Source organism: Nitrobacter sp., from assembly GCF_051535235.1.
In the GTDB taxonomy this organism is placed as follows: domain Bacteria; phylum Pseudomonadota; class Alphaproteobacteria; order Rhizobiales; family Xanthobacteraceae; genus Nitrobacter.
The window spans coordinates 64052-81886 of record NZ_JBPPLZ010000007.1; the positions used below are offsets into that span (position 1 = coordinate 64052).

Here is a 17835-nt window from a genome sequence, read left to right on the forward strand (position 1 = left end):
ATCCAACGGCTAGGCCCGCGATGACGCACCGGAATTGCGGGCATGGCGTCCGGTTCCTGGTTGCGCCGGCGGGTTGGTTTTCGCACCATCCCCCTATGATTCGGGATCCGTCCAGGGACAAGCCGGGAAAACGGCCGGCTATTGCGCCGCCGAGCTTTCGGCGCGAGCGTGCGCTCATCAAGCGTGGCGTGTGGCCGGTCGCGGGTTGCGACGAGGCCGGCCGCGGGCCGCTGGCGGGACCGGTGGTCGCAGCCGCCGTGGTGCTCGATCCGAAACGAATCCCGAAAGGCATCGACGATTCCAAGCGCTTGACTGCGGCGCGGCGCGAGGAGTTGTTCGAGGAGATCACCGCATCCGCGTCTTTCGCGGTGGTTTCCGCCTCGAGCGCGCGAATCGACCGCGACAACATCCTGCGCGCGTCGCTTTGGGCGCTGGCGCGCGCGGTCCATGCGCTGCCGGACATGCCGCAGCATGTGTTCGTCGACGGCCGTGACCGGATCGAGATCACGTGCGGATGCGAGCCGGTGATCGGCGGCGACGGCCTGGTATTATCGATCGCGGCCGCCTCGATCGTCGCCAAGGTCACGCGCGACCGGCTGATGTGCAAGCTGGCGCAGGACTGCCCGGGTTACGGTTTTGAGTCTCACAAAGGCTACGCGGTGCCCGAGCATCTCGATGCGCTCGACCGCCTGGGGCCGACTCCGCATCATCGCAGCTTCTTCGCGCCGGTCGTGGCGGCGCGCGAACGCCACCGTGCTGTGGCGATCGGGGAAAGCGCCGCCGCGAGCGAGACATCGGCCGGTATATCGATCGAGGCGGCGGTCTGAGACCGATCCCATTTTGCCTGGCCGGTTGCCTGGCCGGCTCACGCGCTTTATCACTCGCAGGCATCGAGAGCTTGGCTTCTGATTCAATCAGAGGCGAAAATGCTCTGGAACCTCGCAAGACCCGCCGCCACCAGGCCCTTCATGCGCTTCACCTCGCTGGTTGTCGAACTGATCCGGGCCCGGCCGCTGCTGGTGTTCTGGATCGTGGTGCTGCTGCAGGCGGCGATATGGCTCACGGTGCCGCTGCTGCTGTATCGAGGTCCACCCGGTGATCTCGCAACCGCGCTGGCGTTCGGCCGCGAATATCAGGTCGGGACGGATCTCGGGCCGCCGCTGGCGTTCTGGCTCGGCGACATCGCCTATCGCGCCGCCGGCAACCACATGTTCGGCGTCTACGTGCTGTCGCAGCTCTGCTTCATCGTTGCATTCCGGGTTCTGTATGAGCTGGCCAGGACCATCGTCGGCAGCCAGCAGGCGGTTCTCGCCATCCTGCTGACCATGACGGTCACCGCGTTCGGAGCGCCCGGCCTGACGTTCGGCCCGCTGGTGCTCGCCTTTCCGTTGTGGGCGTTGCTGTTGCTGCATTCCTGGCAGATCGTCGCCCAGGGCCGCCGCAATGCCTGGTTCGCGCTGTCGATCGAAGCCGGTGTGCTTTTGCTGACCACGCCGGCGGCGGTCGGGTTGTTGCTGGCGCTCGTCGTGTTCGCCCTGGCGACGGAGCGCGGCCGAAACGCCCTGGATTCGGTCGAGCCGCTGTTCGCACTGCTGGTGATCGCGGTGCTTGCATTGCCGTACCTGATCTGGCTGGTGCGGGCCGACGCGCTCGGTGCTCCACCTTGGCCTGACTTTTTTGAACTGCACCTGCGGTTGTTGCGCTGGGGTGAATTGCTCTTCTCTCTCGTGGCGGCGATGGCAGGCCTTGTTCTGCTGGTCGTCCTCAATTCCAAATCCGTCAATTGGAAGCCTGAAGACGCGCCATCGATCATCCGGCCGCCGGTCGATCCGTTGGCGCAGAATTTCGTCTACGTCTTCGCGCTTGCGCCGGCGCTCGGCGGAAGCCTGGTCGCGGCGCTGTTCGGAATCGATCACGTCGTCGGAGGCGCGGCGATTGCGCTGTCGATGTCGGGTCTTGCGGTGGTTCTGCTGTCGGGCGAGGTGATTCATCTGCGCCGCCTGCGTGTGCTGCGCGTGGCGTGGCTCGCCGCCGTGGTGGCTCCGGCGCTCGCGGTGATCGCGACCATCATCGTTCAGCCGTGGTTCGCGAGCACCGAAGTTGCGACATCCATTCCTGCGTCGGCGATCGGTCGTTTCTTCGGCGAGAATTTCCAGCGCCGTACCAGCCGGCCGCTGCAGGCGGTCGCCGGCGATCCGCAACTCGCAGCATTGGTCGCACTTGGTCCGTCGCGGCCGCATCTCCTGCTCGATGCGACTCCCGAGCGCACGCCGTGGATCACCCTGGAGACATTCAACGAACTTGGCGGCGTCGTGGTCTGGCGCGCATCCGATACCGCGGGCACGCCGCCCGATGCCATCGCGCAGAGATTTCCCGGCATCGTTCCGGAGATTCCACGGGCGTTCGATCGCCTCGTCAACGGCCGGCTTCCCGCGTTGCGGATCGGCTGGGGCATTGTCCGGCCGAAAGCGCCATGACGAAAGAAAGCTATGAAGCCGTCTCTTCCAGCGCCTTATCTCCCAGCGCTCTGGCGATCGCGCGCAGATCGAGCCACGCCATGCGCTTGTAGGACGGCGAGCGCAGAAGATACGCCGGATGGAACGTCGCCATAGCGCGGATCGTTCGCGTGCCGGTGTCGTAGTCGAACCATTTGCCGCGGGTCTTCATGATGCCCTCGCGGGTCTGCAGCAGCGTCTGCGTTGAGGGATTGCCGAGCGTGACCAGAACGTCGGGGTTCACCAGTTCGATCTGGCGCCGTATGAACGGCAGGCAGATCTGGGTTTCCTGCGGGGTCGGGGTCCGGTTGCCGGGCGGGCGCCATGGAATGACGTTGGCGATGTAGACGTCGCTGCGCTTGAGGCCGATCGCCGCGATCATCCGGTTGAGAAGCTGGCCTGAACGGCCGACGAAGGGCAGGCCCTCGATATCCTCGTCGCGTCCCGGCGCCTCGCCGACGAACATCAGCCGCGCCTGCGGATTGCCGTCGGCGAACACCAGCCGCGACGCGGTGAATTTCAGCGCGCAGCCCTCGAAGCCGTCGAGCAATGTCCGCAGCGCTTCGAGTGAGGGCGCGGTACGGGCGGCCTCGCGCGCGGTTTCGATGGCGATCTCGGGCGGTGGTGCAATCCCGGCGCGGGGCGCGGCCATGGCCGCGCGGTCGGGCGGTTGTCGTGCCGGAGTGGGGGGCGTTTCGGCGGGCGGAGCGATCGGCCCACCGCTGAACAGGCGATCGACCGGTTCCTCCTCAAGCGCACAATCCACCCCCGCCTCTAGATAAAAGGCGATGAGGTCTCGGACGGTGGGTGCGGGATCGGAGGTCATGAGGCATCCACGTTTTCGCCGGAAACAACACTGGCGGGGGTCCTGCGCCGAAAGCCGGAGGGGGTTTTCCATGGTTGTTCTCAGGCAAAAAATCGGAAACAACAAGGCTTGAAGCATCCAGACTTGAGGCGAATCCAGGCCCTGGATGCACGACGGACGCAGAGAGCGCCGGTTGCGGAAGCAGACCATGAGCAGTAACGAAGTGCCGCCCCGTGAATCCATGGATTTCGACGTCGTTATCGTCGGCGCGGGACCGTCGGGCCTGTCGGCTGCGATCCGGCTCAAGCAACTCAATGCCGATCTCAGCATCGTCGTGGTCGAAAAAGGGTCCGAGGTCGGCGCGCATATCCTGTCCGGCGCGGTGATCGATCCGGCCGCGCTCGACGCCCTGGTGCCGGACTGGCGCGCCGACGCCGACTGCCCGCTGAAGACGCGGGTCAGGGACGACCGGTTTTTCTGGCTGACGCCGCATCGCGCGATCCGGCTGCCCGGTTTCCTCATGCCGCCGCTGATGAACAATCATCGCTGCTACATCGGCTCGCTCGGCAACCTCTGCCGCTGGCTCGCGCAGAAGGCGGAGGCGCTCGGCGTCGAGATCTATCCCGGCTTTGCGGCGACGGATGTGCTTTACGACGACAGCGGCGCGGTCCGCGGCGTCGCGACCGGCGACATGGGCGTCGCGCGCGACGGCTCGCACAAAAGCTCCTACGTGCGCGGCATGGAACTGCGCGGCAAGTACACGCTGTTTGCGGAAGGCGCCCGCGGCAGCCTGTCCAGGCAGTTGATCGCGGGGTTTGGACTCGACAAGGCCTGCCAGGCGCCGAAATTCGGCATCGGCCTCAAGGAGGTCTGGCAGGTCGATCCCGCCAGGCACAGGAATGGACTGATCCAGCACTCCTTCGGCTGGCCGCTCGACAATTCCACCGGCGGCGGCTCGTTCCTCTATCACTACGACGATGATCGCGTCGCGGTCGGCTTCGTCGTGCACCTGAATTACGACGATCCGTACCTGTCACCGTTCGAGGAATTCCAGCGGTTCAAGACGCACCCTTCGATTCGCGGCGTGTTCGAGGGCGGCAAGCGGCTCGCCTACGGTGCGCGCGCCATCACCGAGGGTGGCTATCAGTCGGTGCCGCGGCTGACGTTTCCGGGCGGCGCGTTGATTGGCTGCGCGGCCGGTTTCGTCAACGTTCCGCGCATCAAGGGCGTCCACAACGCGATGGGCAGCGGAATGCTGGCTGCCGAGCACGTCGCCGCGGCGCTCGAAGCGGGGCGCGCCAACGACGAGATCGCCGGTTACGAGAATGCGTGGCGCGAATCCGCGGTCGGCAGGGACCTGTTCAAGGTCCGCAACGTCAAGCCGCTGTGGTCGAAGTTCGGCACCATCATTGGCGTGGCGCTCGGCGGGCTCGACATGTGGACCAACACCCTGTTCGGCTTTTCGCTGTTCGGCAGCTTGTCGCACGCAAGGCCGGACCGCAAGACGCTCGATCCTGCGAGGGCGCACGCGCCGATCGCTTATCCGAAGCCGGACGGCAAGCTGACTTTCGACAGGTTATCCTCGGTGTTCCTGTCCAACACCAATCATGAAGAGGACCAGCCGGTTCACCTGAAGGTCGCTGATATGACGCTGCAAAGGACCTCGGAGCACGACGTCTACGCCGGACCTTCGGGCCGTTACTGTCCTGCCGGTGTTTATGAATGGATCGAGGAGGACGACGGTCCGCGCTTCCAGATCAATGCCCAGAATTGCGTTCACTGCAAAACCTGTGACGTGAAGGATCCCAATGGAAACATCACCTGGGTTCCCCCCGAGGGCGGCGGCGGCCCCAACTACGAGGCGATGTGACCACGATTCCGTGAAGGCCTGACCGCCTTGACTTTTTAAGTGATCCGTTGATTTCCAGCGGTCGCAAAGGCACTCGCGCAAAGCCGATGTGAATGTTAGAAGCGGGCGTTGCGATGCGAGCCGGCGGCTTGCCCGCATCCGAGACCGCCAAAAGGTCCGTCGTGAAACCTGGAGCTGAGCGAATCCCGATGTTGTCCATTCGTTTCAATCGCTTGGCGATCACCCTTGCCGCCGCGTCCTCGTTCGTGCTGTCTGGCCCGCTGGCGGCGCAGACGCCCGACCATCCGACCGATACCGCGCAGTTTCCCAGTGCGCGGGATTTGCGCAGCATGACCAAGGCGGGCAGCTATCTCGCCGCGCGTCATGCCAGTGTGGAGCGCGACGCCAAGTCCGCGGCGGCGTTCTATCGCACGGCGTTGCGCACCGATCCGAAAAACAACGAGCTTCTTGATCGTGCGTTCATCTCGTCGCTGGCGGAAGGCGACATCGGTGCCGCCGTGAACCTGGCCGACCGCATTCTCACCGTCGACAAATCCAATCGCGTCGCCCGGCTGGTCGTCGGCGTTCATAATCTCAAGTTGAAGAAATATGCCGCCGCCCGGAAAAACATCAATCAGTCGATCCGCGGGCCGATCACCGATCTGGTGGCGACGCTGCTGTCGGGTTGGGCCGACTACGGCGCCGGCGATACCAAGCAGGCCGTCGCCAATATCGACGCGCTGACCGGTCCGGAATGGTACCCGATCTTCAAGGATCTGCATTCGGGGATGCTGCTCGATCTTGCCGACCGGGAAAAGGAAGCCGGCGTTCGCCTCGAGCGCGCCTACAAGCTCGACGATTCCGCGCTCCGCGTGGCCGACGCCTATGCGCGTTGGCTGTCGCGCAACAAGGACGATGCGGCGGCGCTCGCGGTGTATGAGTCGTTCGACAAGAAACTGCCGCGGCACCCGCTGATCCTGGAAGGCATCAGGGAGACCAAGGCCGGCAAGAAGCTGCCGCAGCTCGTCAGTTCGCCGCAAACCGGCGCCGCCGAAGCTCTTTACGGCATTGGCGCGTCTCTGACCCGGCGCGGTGGCGAGGATCTGGCGCTGGTCTATCTGCAACTCGCGCTTTATCTCGCGCCCAATCATCCGATGGCGCTATTGTCGCTCGCCGATCTCTATGAATCGGTGAAGAAACCGCAGATGGCCATCGGCGTCTACGAGCGCGTGCCTGCCGATTCTCCGCTGAAGCGAAATGCGCAGGTTCAACTCGCGACCGACCTCGATGCCGTCGATCGCAGTGACGAAGCGATCAAGATTCTCAAGGATGTCATTGAGCAGGACCCGAAGGATCTGGAAGCCATCATGGCGCTCGGCAATGTCGAGCGCGGCCGCAAGAAGTTCGCCGATTGCGCGAAAACCTACACCAAGGGTATCGACGTGATCGCCGAGGCCAAGGACAAGCCGAACTGGGTCTATTACTATTTCCGCGGTATCTGCGAGGAGCGTTCGAAGAACTGGGACAAGGCCGAAGTCGACATGAAGAAGGCGCTCGAAATTCAGCCGGAGCAGCCGCATGTCCTGAACTATCTCGGCTATTCCTGGATCGACCGCGGCACCAATCTCGACGAAGCCATGAAGATGATCAAACGCGCCGTCGATCAGCGGCCGGACGACGGCTATATCGTCGACAGCCTCGGCTGGGCCTATTACCGCATCGGCAACTATGAGGAGGCGGTCAAGACGCTCGAGCGCGCGATCAATCTCAAGCCCGAGGATCCGACAGTGAACGATCACCTCGGCGACGCTTACTGGCGCGTCGGCCGGACGCTGGAGGCGAAATTCCAGTGGTCGCACGCGCGAGACCTGAAGCCGGAGCCGGACGATCTGCCGAAGATCGAGGCCAAGATCGAACATGGCCTGCCGGCGGACGACACGCCGTCTGCGGCATCGGCGGACAAAAAGAAGGAAGACGGCAAGGGCGGTTGAGCGCGGCAAAAATCATTTGATTCGCGCGCGGTTTTTGGATTTGACATCCGCCATGATCGTCACCGGCATCACCAGCATGAAATCGACCGCACCGGCGCTGAGCGCGCGCGCGCGCGCCAAGGTCAACCTGACGCTGCGGGTCCGGGGGCGGCGCGTCGATGGCTTTCACGATCTCGAAAGCGTGGTCGCATTTGCCGATTGCGCCGACCGCCTTACCCTGACGCCGGGCGCGAACCTGTCGCTTGTCGCCAGCGGTCCGCGCGCGCAGGAGTGCGGCGCGGTTGCGGACAATCTCGTGCTCAAGGCGGCGCGGTTGCTCGGCGAGCGGGTCGCACACCTGAAGACCGGCGTTTTCGCGCTGGACAAGCATTTGCCGGTCGCGGCCGGCATCGGCGGGGGCTCGGCGGATGCGGCTGCGGCGTTGCGGCTGCTCGCGGACGCCAACGGCATTGCGCTCAGCGATCCGGCATTGATGGAGGCGGCGCGACTGACCGGCGCAGACGTGCCGGTTTGCGTCCGCTCGGAAGCCTGCGTGATGACGGGCGTCGGCGAAGTCCTGCAGCCGCTGGGTTTGCCGGCGATGCCGGCCGTGCTGGTCAATCCGCGCATTGCCGTCGCAACGAAGGACGTCTTCGCAGCGCTCGGCCTTCGGAACGGCGAACTGCACGCCGGCGCCTCCGATGGGATCGAGGCGATCGCATGGCCGGAGACCGGCGCGTCGATCGGTGACTGGCTCGCGATGCTGTCCGGCGGCTCCAATGATCTCGAAGCGCCCGCGATCCGCATTCAGCCGGTGATCGGGGAGGTGCTCGCGAGATTGCGGGCGACCGGCGCGCGGTTGTCGCGGATGTCAGGCTCGGGCGCGACGTGTTTTGCAATCTTCGGCGACGAGGCGGACGCGCTCCGCGCCGCGCAAACGATCCGGCGCGATCATCCGCAATGGTGGGTCCACGCCGGGACGCTGAGCTAGATTTATAGTGTTTTCGAACGAAGCATACCCTCGAGCTTGATCCCGGCGGTGATTCCGGTTCGCGTGAAGAAAACGCATCAACACAACGATCCAGAGCTTCGCTTCTGAGTCCATCAGAAGCGAAAGTGCTCTCGGGCACGAGCGATCCGCGGAGTCTTGGATTTCCGCTGAATACCGCCCCCGGCATCAATAGGTCGCGGTCAGATAATCGACGATCTTGCCGACGTCGTCCTCGGCGATCGGCGCGCCATACACCTTGATCATCTTGTTCACCTCCGCCTGCCAGAAATCCTTCTTGAATTTCGGGCCGCGCGGCTGGGTCTGGACGTAATCCGCCGAGTGACAGGCCGTGCAGTTGGCCTTCACAACGTCGAGATTGGGTCCGGGCTTGAACTCCGCCGCTTTGTCCGGAAGCTTGTAGGAAATCGGCTTGGCGCCGGCCGCGGTGGGACCGAAAGCGCCGCTGCTCCCGGCCAGTCCGATGGCGGCGGCGAGAGCAAGAAGAACTGGACGCTTCATGACTTTTCTCCCTCAGGCCGCCGTCACGTGGACGGTCTCGATGACGTTGCGCATGTAACCGGCCGGATTCCATGTGGCCTCAGACGGCTGCACCTGGCCGCCGTTGCTGGTCGCGCGGACCTTTAATTCATGCGGACCGGCGGTGAGCTTGACCGGAATCTTCCATTCGCGGAACGAGTATTTGCCGTAGTCGCGGCCGAGCCGCGCGGTCTTCCAGGTTTTGCCGCCATCGATCGACACCTCGACCTTCTTGATTCCGGTGCCGCCGTCGAATGCGATCCCCTTCAGAAGCTTGCCGCCGATTCCGACTTTTGCGCCGTCGGCGACATTGGTGATGAAGGAGCGGACGTTGAACCTGTTGATTGGGACAGTCGCCTTCGGCGCGGTGCCCGGCTCAACGCAGGCGCAGGCGTTGTCCGGAATGCGGTAGGCCGTCTTCATCCAGAAATTGTCGTAGATGCTGTTGATGACGGTGATCTCGTTGAGATGCTTGACCCAGTATGTGCCGTAATATCCGGGAACGACGAGCCGAAGCGGAAAGCCGTTCAAAAACGGCAAATCCCGTCCGTTCATGAGATAGGCCAGCATGACCTCGCCATCACGTGCGTGGTCGATGTCGAGCGCCTTCGCAAAATCCGGCGTCTTGTCGCTGACGGGACCGTCCATGCCGTTGAATACGACCTGCTTTGCGCCTTGCTGGACGCCGGCCTGGTCGAGCACGGTCTTGAGCGGCACGCCGCGCCAGCGCGCGTTGCCCATCGCTCCGTTACCGGACTGTCCGCCGGCGACGCGCGGATTCGAGAATCCGCGGCTGTTGCCCGAACACTGATTGACGGCGACGATCTCCGTCGCCTTCATTTTTTTGATGTCCTTGAGCGACAGCTTGAGCGGATGATCGACCTTGCCCTTGATCTCCAGCGTAAACGTGTCGGGATCGATGTCGAGCGGAAGGCCGGCGAGGTGATAGCGGACAAAGAAGGCGTCGTTCGGCGTGATCGGACCTTCGTTGAAAACGGAGAATGGCGTTTCGAGTTGCGGCGGGCGGCTTGTCTGGCCGATCATCAGGCGTTTCTGCGGATATTTCACCAGCGGACGTTCACCGTTCTCGAACGGCAGGGTCACGCTGTCGAGCGCGAAGGCCTTGAAAGGGGTCAGGCTGGCGGTTGCGCCGAGCGCCAGTCCGGCGCCGACGCGTTTCAGCATCTCTCGTCTGTCGAGCATGGCTTCCTCCGAAGCTTTACGGTCGAGGCCCGTCATCACGGGTCATCGCTCGGCAAAGTTTCGCATCGCCAGACCGCAAGTCAATTGATGCTTTCGAGGGAGAGCACGCCAAATCGACGAGTTGCCCCGCCGTCTGCGCGGGCGGATGATACCGCTGCCGACACCCGAAACCCCGGCTGCCGGGCAGCCGGGGCTTTGACTGAGTTGGACAGCGGATCAATCGCAGACGTTGATGGTGCGCAGACGGAAGCCGAAGGGGGTCGGCACGCGCCGCACCACATAGCAGCCCTCGTCATAGCCACCGATATAGGCGACGCCGAAGCCGTGGCCGTAATGATGACCGAAGTGGCCGAAGTGGTGGTGATGATGCCCGCCCCAACCGTGCGCGGAAGCGGCTGAGGGCGCCAGCGCCATCGCACCAAGGGAAGCAGCGGCAACGAGTCCAAGAGCAAGTCTACGAGACATGATCGTTCTCCTTAAATGAAGCGCGTGATGCGCAGGTTTCGGTTTCAATTCGCGTTCTGGTTTCCAGTTGCGGGCTCGTGCGTGCCCGTCGCAAGTTCGTCGCATGCTTTCAAAATGCGGTTCGAAGAATCCGGCGAAGTAAAACCGACAATTTTCTGAATGGACGTTCAGACGAGCGGGGATTTCGGCCGGACGGGTGTGCGAAATCTCACACAGCGCGAATGCGTTCAAAAAATATGCGCAAACCGGTGGATCCAGCCTCGCCGGGCGCCGGATTGACACCGGAAGCCGAGTGGTCAAAAAAACGAGAAAGCTGTCCGGAGAACCATGCGGGGATGTGCGCTGAGCATTGTCCCCGACATCCATATGACAATCGCAGAACTCGATAAATCGGGGTTGCAACCGGAACGTCCGGCGCGTTCGTCGCTGCTGTGGGTCGTGGCGTTGATCGCTGCGATGACCGTGATGCGATGCATCTTTGCCGCCGCGCTGGATCTGCGCACCGACGAGGCCTATTACTGGACCTGGTCGAAGGAAAGTGCGCTGTCCTTCCTCGATCATCCGCCGATGATCGCGTGGTTCATTCGGTTCGGCACAGCGATCTTCGGCGACACCGATTTCGGCGTCAGGTTCGCCGGACTGCTGGCGATGCCGATATCGCAATTGCTGCTCGCCGATATCGTCCACCGCGTCACCCGCGACATCCGGGCCGCCATACTGGCGGTTCTGATGATGGAAGCGGCGTTGTATTACGGCCTGCTGATGGCGAAGGTTGCGCCCGACGTCGCGTTGATCCCGTTCGAACTGGCGCTGGTGTGGTCGCTGGTGCGGCTCACCGAGAGCGGCGACGCGCGCTGGTGGCTTGCCGCCGGCTTCTTCGGCGGCCTGGCGCTGTTGTCGAAGCTGACTGCATTGATGCTGGTCCCCGCCGTTGTTCTTTTCATTATCGTGCCGGACTGGCGCTCACGCTGGCTGCGCAGTCCGTATCTGTGGGCCGCGCCATTGATTGCGGTTGCGGTATTCTCGCCGGTCCTGATCTGGAATTGGATGCACGACTGGGCCTCGTTCAGGTTTCAGTTCGTACGCGCGACCGCCGCGCATGACGTCACGCTGCGCACGCTCGGCGACTATCTCGGCCTCCAGTTCGGTCAGGTCGGGCCGATCCTGCTGCCCGTGGTGCTGTTTGGCGTGGCGGTCACGGCATGGCGCGGGTTTCGGTATCGTGATCCGGTTTCCGTGCTGCTGTCGGCGGCCGTGCTGGTGCCGTTCGGCTATTTTCTCTGGAAATCGCTGACGCTTCGCGTCGGCGACACCTGGCCGATGTTTATCTGGCCGCTGGGATTCGCCGCAACCGCAATCGACATCGCGAAGCGATCGCGCGAAAAATGGCCGGCGTGGATCGCAAGATCGTCCGCCTTCTGGGTCAACGCCGCGATCGCCTCGGGTCTCGTCCTCGTCGTCGCGGTGTTCCTCTATTACGTCGTCAGCCCCTGGAATTTCATCGGCAAGACCGATCCGATCGGCGGTGAAGCTGGCTTCGCGCAGGTCGCGAGCCGCGCCGAAAGCGAATTGCAGGCCACCGGGGCGACATGGATCGCGACCGACGATTACCGGATCTATGCGATGTTGCGCTGGCATCTGAAGGATCGCGTGCCGGTGATCCAGATCAACGAACGCAGCCGCTTCATGGGTTTTCGCGATCCCGGTTTCGACCGGATTGCCGGGCATGCCGGGCTGTATATCGCCCGCGAGCAGGATGGTGCATCTCTTCTGTCCTCGACCGGCGCGGTGCTGACGCCGTTGGGTCGGGTCCAGCGGACCTGGCGCGGCCGGATCATGGACACCTATGTTCTGGAAAAGCTGACGGGCTGGACGCCTGATCTCTCGCCGCCGCCGGACTCGCGGTTCTACAAATGGCGGCAACTGGCGGAGCGCGAGACAGGTCGTCGTTGTCTGACGCTCGCCGCCATCGTGGAGCGATAGTTCAGTCGTTGCTCCCGCGCTTGCGCAACAAGTCTTTCACGAGATCGCCGAGCGCGGGCCGCGGCAGCGCGGTGAACGGCATCGGGCGGGTGACGTCGATTGCCGCAAGGCCGAGGCGCGCGGTCAATAGTCCGTTGAGGACGCCTTCGCCCAGGCGCGTCGACAGCTTCGCGGCGATGCCATGGCCGAGCATCTGCTGGATCAACGTGTCGCTGGCGGCCATGCCGCCGGTGATGGCGAGATGCGCGATGACGTGGCGTATCAGGCGGATCATCCCGAGCGTGCCGGGCCGTCCGCCATAGAGCCGCGCAAGCTGCCGCACCAGCCGCATCGCCGCTGCGAAAACGAACAGCACATCCACCACCGCGCGGGGACTGACCGCGGTCACGATCGACACGCGCTGCGCCGCTACCGACACCAGTCGGCGCGCTTCCTGATCCAGCGGCGCCATCAGTTCGCGCTCGGCGAGTCGCACCAGGTCCGCGCCGTCGATGATGTCGGTGCCATGGTTTCGCAGCGCGGCCCGCGCCCGCGCAAGATGCGGATTGTCGTGGGCGAGTTTCACCAGATCGCGCACGACCGTTTTCGCTCCGGTGCGATCGTCGGCGGCGATGGCGGCCAGCGCGCGCCGATGCAGGTTCTCGATGGTGGCGAGACGGGCGAGGGCGGCGATCTCGCGCGCTGCGATGACGATCGATGCGACCACGAACAGCGCCGCCAGCATCAGCCCGAGGAAACCCAGCCCCTCGCTGCGTGCGAACAGATCGTGGATCAGGTTGATGGCGCCGAGCACGGTGCCGAGCGCGATGAAGCCGGCCAGCGACGACCAGAACAGCACGCCCCAGCGAAATCCCTTCCGCGCCGGAACCGGAAGTTTTTCCGGCGCTTCCTCCTCCGGCAGCAATATGGGCTCGGGCTCCGGCTCGGCTTCCGGCGTGATGCTGATGCTGCCGCGCGCGGGCCGGCTCGCCGCCTCTTCGGGATCCAGCACCACAACGAGCGGATCGTCGAGCTTGAATGTCACGGGGCGGCGCAGGCCGGAACGCTCACTCATTGCAGTCGGTCTCCGATCAGAAACTGAAGCGCCCGGTCGAGGCGGATATGGGGCAGGGCCGGATCGCCCGTTCCGTTGCCCTGGAGGCGCGGCGGGCGAAAGCGCAGAAAGCGGAAATCAGCCTGGTCCATCGCCGACGTGGACAGCCCGCGGAATGCGCCGTTCCCGCTGAAAAGATCCTTGAGATCGGTCGGCAGGTCGCCCGGAAATGTCGCGACCTCGGTGTTGCCGTCGAAGGTCTGGTCGTTGGCGAATTCGCCGGCCAGGGGGGTACCGAGGATGGACGGCAGGTTCTCGCGACCGCATCGCACCTGCGCCTCGCGAGTGGAGCGGACGGCCGCAAGCGCGACAACGTCGATGGCGGCGCCTGCGACTTCGGCGCGTGCGGCGGCGCGCTCGACGACGCGACGCAGGATCGCCTCGAGCCGGTCATGGCTGGTGTGGTGCAGATGATCGGCCTTGGTGGCGGCGAACAGGATGCGATCGATCCGCGGCCGGAACAGCGTGCTCAGCAGCGTCGAACGGCCGACGCGGTAGCAATCCAGAATTCCGGCGAGCGCGGCTTCGAGGTCGTACAATGCTTCGGGTCCGGCATTGAAGGCGGAGAGCGTATCGACCAGCACGACCTGGCGGTCGAGCCGGGAAAAATGGTCGCGGAAAAACGGCCGGACCACGAGGTCCTTGTAGGCCTCATATCGCCGCCGCATCATTGTCCAGAGCGAGCCATCGGGCGCGATGCCGCCGGCGGGCAGATCGAGTGGCGCGAAGGTGAGCGCGGGCGAGCCTGCGAGGTTGCCCGGCATCAGGAAACGGCCGGGCGGCAGCAGGCTCATGGCGAAGCGCTCGTCGCGGCAGCCACGGAGATAATCGGTGAACAGCCGCGCGGCGACGAGCGTCGCCTGCTCGTCCTCGCGGGCCGAGGGCCGGAGCGTTGCGAGATGCGCGTGCCACGCTTCTGCGAGCCGCGCGCGCGGCTGCTGCCGTGACAGCGCAAGGCTTTCCGCCGACCATTGTTCGTAGCTCTTGTCGAGCAGCGGCAGGTCGAGCAGCCATTCGCCGGGATAGTCGACGATATCCAGCGTCAGCGTCTGGTCCGAGCCGTTTTGCCGCTGATAGCCGATCACGAGCCGCAACTCGCTGATATCGACCGTCGAGTTCGGCCAGCGCCGTTCCGCGACCAGCGTGTGGACGTGTTGCTCATAGTTGAAGCGCGGCACCGCGTCGTCCGGCTGCGGAGCAAGCTGCGCGCGCGCGATGCGACCGCTGGCGAGCGATTCGAAAACCGGAAACCGGCCGCCACGCGACAGACCATGCACCAGCGCGGTGATGAACACCGTTTTGCCGGCGCGCGACAGCCCCGTTACGCCGAGCCTGATCGTCGGGTTGAAGAAATTTTCGCCATAATCCAGCAGCGCGCGGGCCGACAGGCGCGCTTCTTCAACGATATCGGAAAAGCTGGAAGCCATGTCGATGCAATGTCGATCCCGAACTATGGATTGGCGTGCAAATTGCGCCTGCGCAACCGGAAGGTGGCGATTGTCGGTCGAAAATCAAGTTTCGGCACTGAGACGAGCGGTACATCATTTGTGTTCAGATTTCGTTGACGGGTGGACTGGCTTGCATTGTAGCGCCTTTCCGCTGGCGCAAGACACCGAAAATGTAGCCTGGGACAGAATTGGCGGCGTCGCCAACTAGATCAAAAGGCTAAATCAAGAGGCTGAATCAGGCCTCGTTTGCGAACCCAGATGTGAAGATTTGCTTCGCGGGCCTTCGCGCGTCATGGCTGACGATCCTCTTCACCGCTTCCCTGCAAAAGATGCGGCAGTGCGAAGTGAGGGCGGAACGAAAGGGTCTCACCATGTTGCAGTGCCCTTCATGGTGGGCATGCCGGCTGCATTCGCAATCCAGAGCTCCATGCTGTCGCCGACCGCGCCGGCATTGACGCTGAACTCGCCACCGTCGAACAGCGGCTGCAGGCCGCGATAGGTGAAGATCTTCGGCGCTTTGCCGCCGTGCAGCTTCGCGCCGAATTCGATCAGCAGCGAGGCCTGCAGCGGACCGTGCACGATCAGGCCCGGATAACCTTCGATCCGGGTGGCGTAGTCGCGATCGTAGTGGATGCGATGGCTGTTGAAGGTCAGCGCCGAATAACGAAACAGCAGCACCGGATCGGCGACATGGGTTTCGCGGTTTACCGGCGTCGATGCCGGCGCGGGCATTGCCGGCGCGGCGTTCTTGCTGTCTTTCGGCATCTCCCGATAGACGATGTCCTGGCGTTCGCGGACTGCCGGACCGCGCTGCGTTGCAAATACGTGATCGAGCGCCACGAAGCACAAAGTCCCGGTGCCGCCGGTCTTGACCGTCACGTCCCTGATCGTCGAGGTGCGCGTCACGGCGTCACCGACACGCAGCGGCTCGACGAAATTGATTTCGCCGCCCGCCCACATCCTGCGTGGCAGCGGGACCGGCGGCAGAAAGCCGCCGCGCTTCGGATGGCCGTCGGGCCCGACATCGGACATCGCCACCACCGGCGGCGACAGACACCAGTGCATCGCGACCGGCGCGGCGTCGCCTTCCTTGGGAGCGCCGATGTCGAGGAATAACGCCGAGCGCAATCCGGCGGCCAGATGCGCCGTAACCACGTCGGTCTTTTCCTCGGAGCGGCCGATCCACTGCCGCAAATGATCGAGATCGAGCTTTTCGGTCATTTCACCGTCGTCACTGATGCGGCCCCCTCCGGATTGGCACAAGCCCAAGGCATAAATTTACCACCCGATACGCTGTTTGCCCGAAGGCTCGTCACGAGAAAAATCTAACAACCTGAAATTGCAATAAATAATACTTAACTACTTTCCGGATATGTTGCCGCTCGACATGGGGGACGGCTCATATGAAGTTTCTGGCATCCCGCGACGCGCAGGCGCAACTCGACGCGCTCGACAGGTCCCAAGCAGTGATCGAGTTCGATCTCGACGGAACGATCATCACCGCGAACGCGAACTTTCTCAACGCGATGGGATACACGCTCGCGGAAATCCGCGGCAAGCATCACAGCATGTTTGTCGACCAGCAACGCCGCGACAGCCACGAATATCGCGAATTCTGGGACGCTCTGAGACGCGGTGAATATCAGGCTCAGGAGTTCAAGCGCGTCGCCAAGGGCGGGCGGCCGATCTGGATCCAGGCGTCCTACAACCCGCTGCTGGATCGTCGCGGCAAGCCCTTCAAGGTGGTCAAGTTCGCCACCGATGTCACCCAACGCAAACTGCGGAGCGCCGATTGCGAAGGCCAGCTCAAGGCGATTCACAAGGCGCAGGCGGTGATCGAATTCAATCTCGACGGCACCATCATTACCGCGAACGACAATTTCCTGAAGACCCTTGGTTATCGGCTGGACGAGATCCAGGGGCGGCATCACCGGATCTTCATCGAACCCGCCGAACGCGACGGTGCGGCCTACAAGGCATTTTGGGACTCGCTCCGGCGCGGCGAATATCAGGCTGCCGAGTACAAGCGGATCGGCAACGGTGGCCGGACAGTCTGGATTCAGGCGTCGTATAACCCCATCCATGATGCGGAGGGCGCGCTGATGAAGGTGGTCAAGTTCGCCACGGATGTGACGGCGCAGGTTGAAGACCGCATGCGCCGCCTGGACTTGCAGAAATCCATCGACACCGATCTCGGCCAGATCACCGAGTCCGTTGCCGCGACCTCGCAGCGCGTGACCTCGGCGGCCGATGCGTCCACTCAGGCCTCCTCCAACATGCAAGCGGTTGCGGCCGGCGCGGAAGAACTCGCGGCATCGGTCGGCGAGATCAGCCGCCAGGCGGCGGACGCGCTTGCGATTTCCCAGCAGGCCGTTACGCAGGCCAACGAGACCAGTTCCATCGTTTCCGGTCTTTCAACCGCGGCGCAAAAAATCGGCGACGTTGTCCAACTCATCAACAGCATTGCCGAACAGACCAATCTGCTGGCGCTCAACGCCACCATCGAGGCGGCGCGCGCGGGCGAAGCCGGTCGGGGTTTTGCGGTGGTCGCCTCGGAAGTGAAGAGCCTGGCCTCGCAAACCGCCAAGGCCACCGATGAGATCAGCGGCCAGGTGGCCGAAGTTCAGAATACCACCGGCGGGGCGGTCGCAGTCATCGAGGCCATCACCCAGACGATTTCGCGCATCAATGAAATATCGGCGGCCATCGCCGCGTCGGTGGAAGAACAGGCGTCCGTGACGCAGAGCATCTCGTCCAACATGCAGGTCGCGGCCAAGGGAGTTGCGGACATCACCTCGAACATGAGCGAGATCGCCCATGTCACGCAGTCCGTGGATACCGCGACCCGCAAGGTCAAGGATGCATCGCGCGCGCTGGCGTAGCGGCGGCATCGAGCGACGAGCGCTGTCGCACCCTTCTCTCGATGCGATCGCCATGGCATGGTTGCTCCCGGAAAAAGTGCGACCTATCTTTGGTCGCGCGTGAGGGAGAACCTC

Annotated in this window: 14 protein-coding genes; 7 read left to right on the forward strand and 7 right to left on the reverse strand. The window is 63.7% G+C overall.

Annotation, left to right across the window (positions count from 1 at the left end):
• Nucleotides 1-95 precede the first annotated feature (95 nt).
• A complete protein-coding gene (locus ACS3WA_RS11070) occupies nt 96-827 on the forward strand; it encodes a ribonuclease HII (RefSeq protein WP_438278578.1) in 732 nt (243 codons plus the stop codon).
• A 141-nt stretch (nt 828-968) separates the two neighbouring features.
• Nucleotides 969-2477 carry a glycosyltransferase family 39 protein gene (locus tag ACS3WA_RS11075; protein ID WP_438278696.1) on the forward strand — a complete coding sequence of 503 codons (1509 nt, stop codon included), beginning with the start codon at nt 969-971 and terminating at the stop codon, nt 2475-2477.
• Nucleotides 2478-2487: 10 nt separating this feature from the next.
• Here ACS3WA_RS11075 and ACS3WA_RS11080 read toward each other — a convergent pair whose 3' ends face one another.
• Nucleotides 2488-3321, reverse strand: coding sequence for a uracil-DNA glycosylase (locus ACS3WA_RS11080; RefSeq protein ID WP_438278579.1), 834 nt, complete (start codon nt 3319-3321; stop codon nt 2488-2490).
• Nucleotides 3322-3508: 187 nt separating this feature from the next.
• On the opposite strand from ACS3WA_RS11080, the gene ACS3WA_RS11085 reads away from it, so the two are divergent.
• The 3 genes from ACS3WA_RS11085 (at nt 3509) to ACS3WA_RS11095 (ending at nt 8110) form a co-directional block, all read left to right on the forward strand.
• On the forward strand, nt 3509-5170 hold the full coding sequence (locus tag ACS3WA_RS11085; RefSeq protein WP_438278580.1) for an electron transfer flavoprotein-ubiquinone oxidoreductase: 1662 nt from the start codon (nt 3509-3511) through the stop codon (nt 5168-5170).
• 188 nt (nt 5171-5358) lie between these two features.
• Complete coding sequence (locus tag ACS3WA_RS11090; RefSeq protein WP_438278581.1) at nt 5359-7140, forward strand: tetratricopeptide repeat protein; 1782 nt, start codon at nt 5359-5361, stop codon at nt 7138-7140.
• 52 nt (nt 7141-7192) lie between these two features.
• Complete coding sequence (locus ACS3WA_RS11095) at nt 7193-8110, forward strand: 4-(cytidine 5'-diphospho)-2-C-methyl-D-erythritol kinase (RefSeq protein WP_438278582.1); 918 nt, start codon at nt 7193-7195, stop codon at nt 8108-8110.
• Between the two features lie 186 nt (nt 8111-8296).
• Here the strand turns inward: ACS3WA_RS11095 and ACS3WA_RS11100 are convergent, their stop codons facing one another.
• The 3 genes from ACS3WA_RS11100 to ACS3WA_RS11110 form a co-directional block, all read right to left on the reverse strand.
• Nucleotides 8297-8629, reverse strand: a complete 333-nt coding sequence (locus ACS3WA_RS11100; RefSeq protein ID WP_438278583.1) for a cytochrome c — start codon at nt 8627-8629, stop codon at nt 8297-8299.
• A gap of 12 nt (nt 8630-8641) precedes the next feature.
• A complete protein-coding gene (locus ACS3WA_RS11105; protein WP_438278584.1) occupies nt 8642-9850 on the reverse strand; it encodes a molybdopterin-dependent oxidoreductase in 1209 nt (402 codons plus the stop codon).
• Nucleotides 9851-10066: 216 nt separating this feature from the next.
• Nucleotides 10067-10315, reverse strand: a complete 249-nt coding sequence (locus tag ACS3WA_RS11110; RefSeq protein WP_438278585.1) for a hypothetical protein — start codon at nt 10313-10315, stop codon at nt 10067-10069.
• Between the two features lie 366 nt (nt 10316-10681).
• Here ACS3WA_RS11110 and ACS3WA_RS11115 point away from each other — a divergent pair, with 366 nt between their 5' ends.
• Nucleotides 10682-12298, forward strand: a complete 1617-nt coding sequence (locus ACS3WA_RS11115; RefSeq protein WP_438278586.1) for a glycosyltransferase family 39 protein — start codon at nt 10682-10684, stop codon at nt 12296-12298.
• A 1-nt stretch (nt 12299) separates the two neighbouring features.
• Here the strand turns inward: ACS3WA_RS11115 and ACS3WA_RS11120 are convergent, their stop codons facing one another.
• The 3 genes from ACS3WA_RS11120 to ACS3WA_RS11130 form a co-directional block, all read right to left on the reverse strand.
• Nucleotides 12300-13352 (reverse strand): YcjF family protein, encoded by a 1053-nt coding sequence (locus ACS3WA_RS11120; RefSeq protein ID WP_438278587.1) that lies wholly within the window; start codon nt 13350-13352, stop codon nt 12300-12302.
• On the reverse strand, nt 13349-14818 hold the full coding sequence (locus ACS3WA_RS11125; protein WP_438278588.1) for a YcjX family protein: 1470 nt from the start codon (nt 14816-14818) through the stop codon (nt 13349-13351). The genes ACS3WA_RS11120 and ACS3WA_RS11125 overlap by 4 nt, the downstream gene beginning before the upstream one ends.
• A 387-nt stretch (nt 14819-15205) precedes the next feature.
• Nucleotides 15206-16060, reverse strand: coding sequence for an FAS1-like dehydratase domain-containing protein (locus ACS3WA_RS11130; protein ID WP_438278589.1), 855 nt, complete (start codon nt 16058-16060; stop codon nt 15206-15208).
• A gap of 182 nt (nt 16061-16242) precedes the next feature.
• Here ACS3WA_RS11130 and ACS3WA_RS11135 point away from each other — a divergent pair, with 182 nt between their 5' ends.
• Nucleotides 16243-17721 carry a methyl-accepting chemotaxis protein gene (locus ACS3WA_RS11135; protein WP_438278590.1) on the forward strand — a complete coding sequence of 493 codons (1479 nt, stop codon included), beginning with the start codon at nt 16243-16245 and terminating at the stop codon, nt 17719-17721.
• Nucleotides 17722-17835 lie beyond the last annotated feature (114 nt).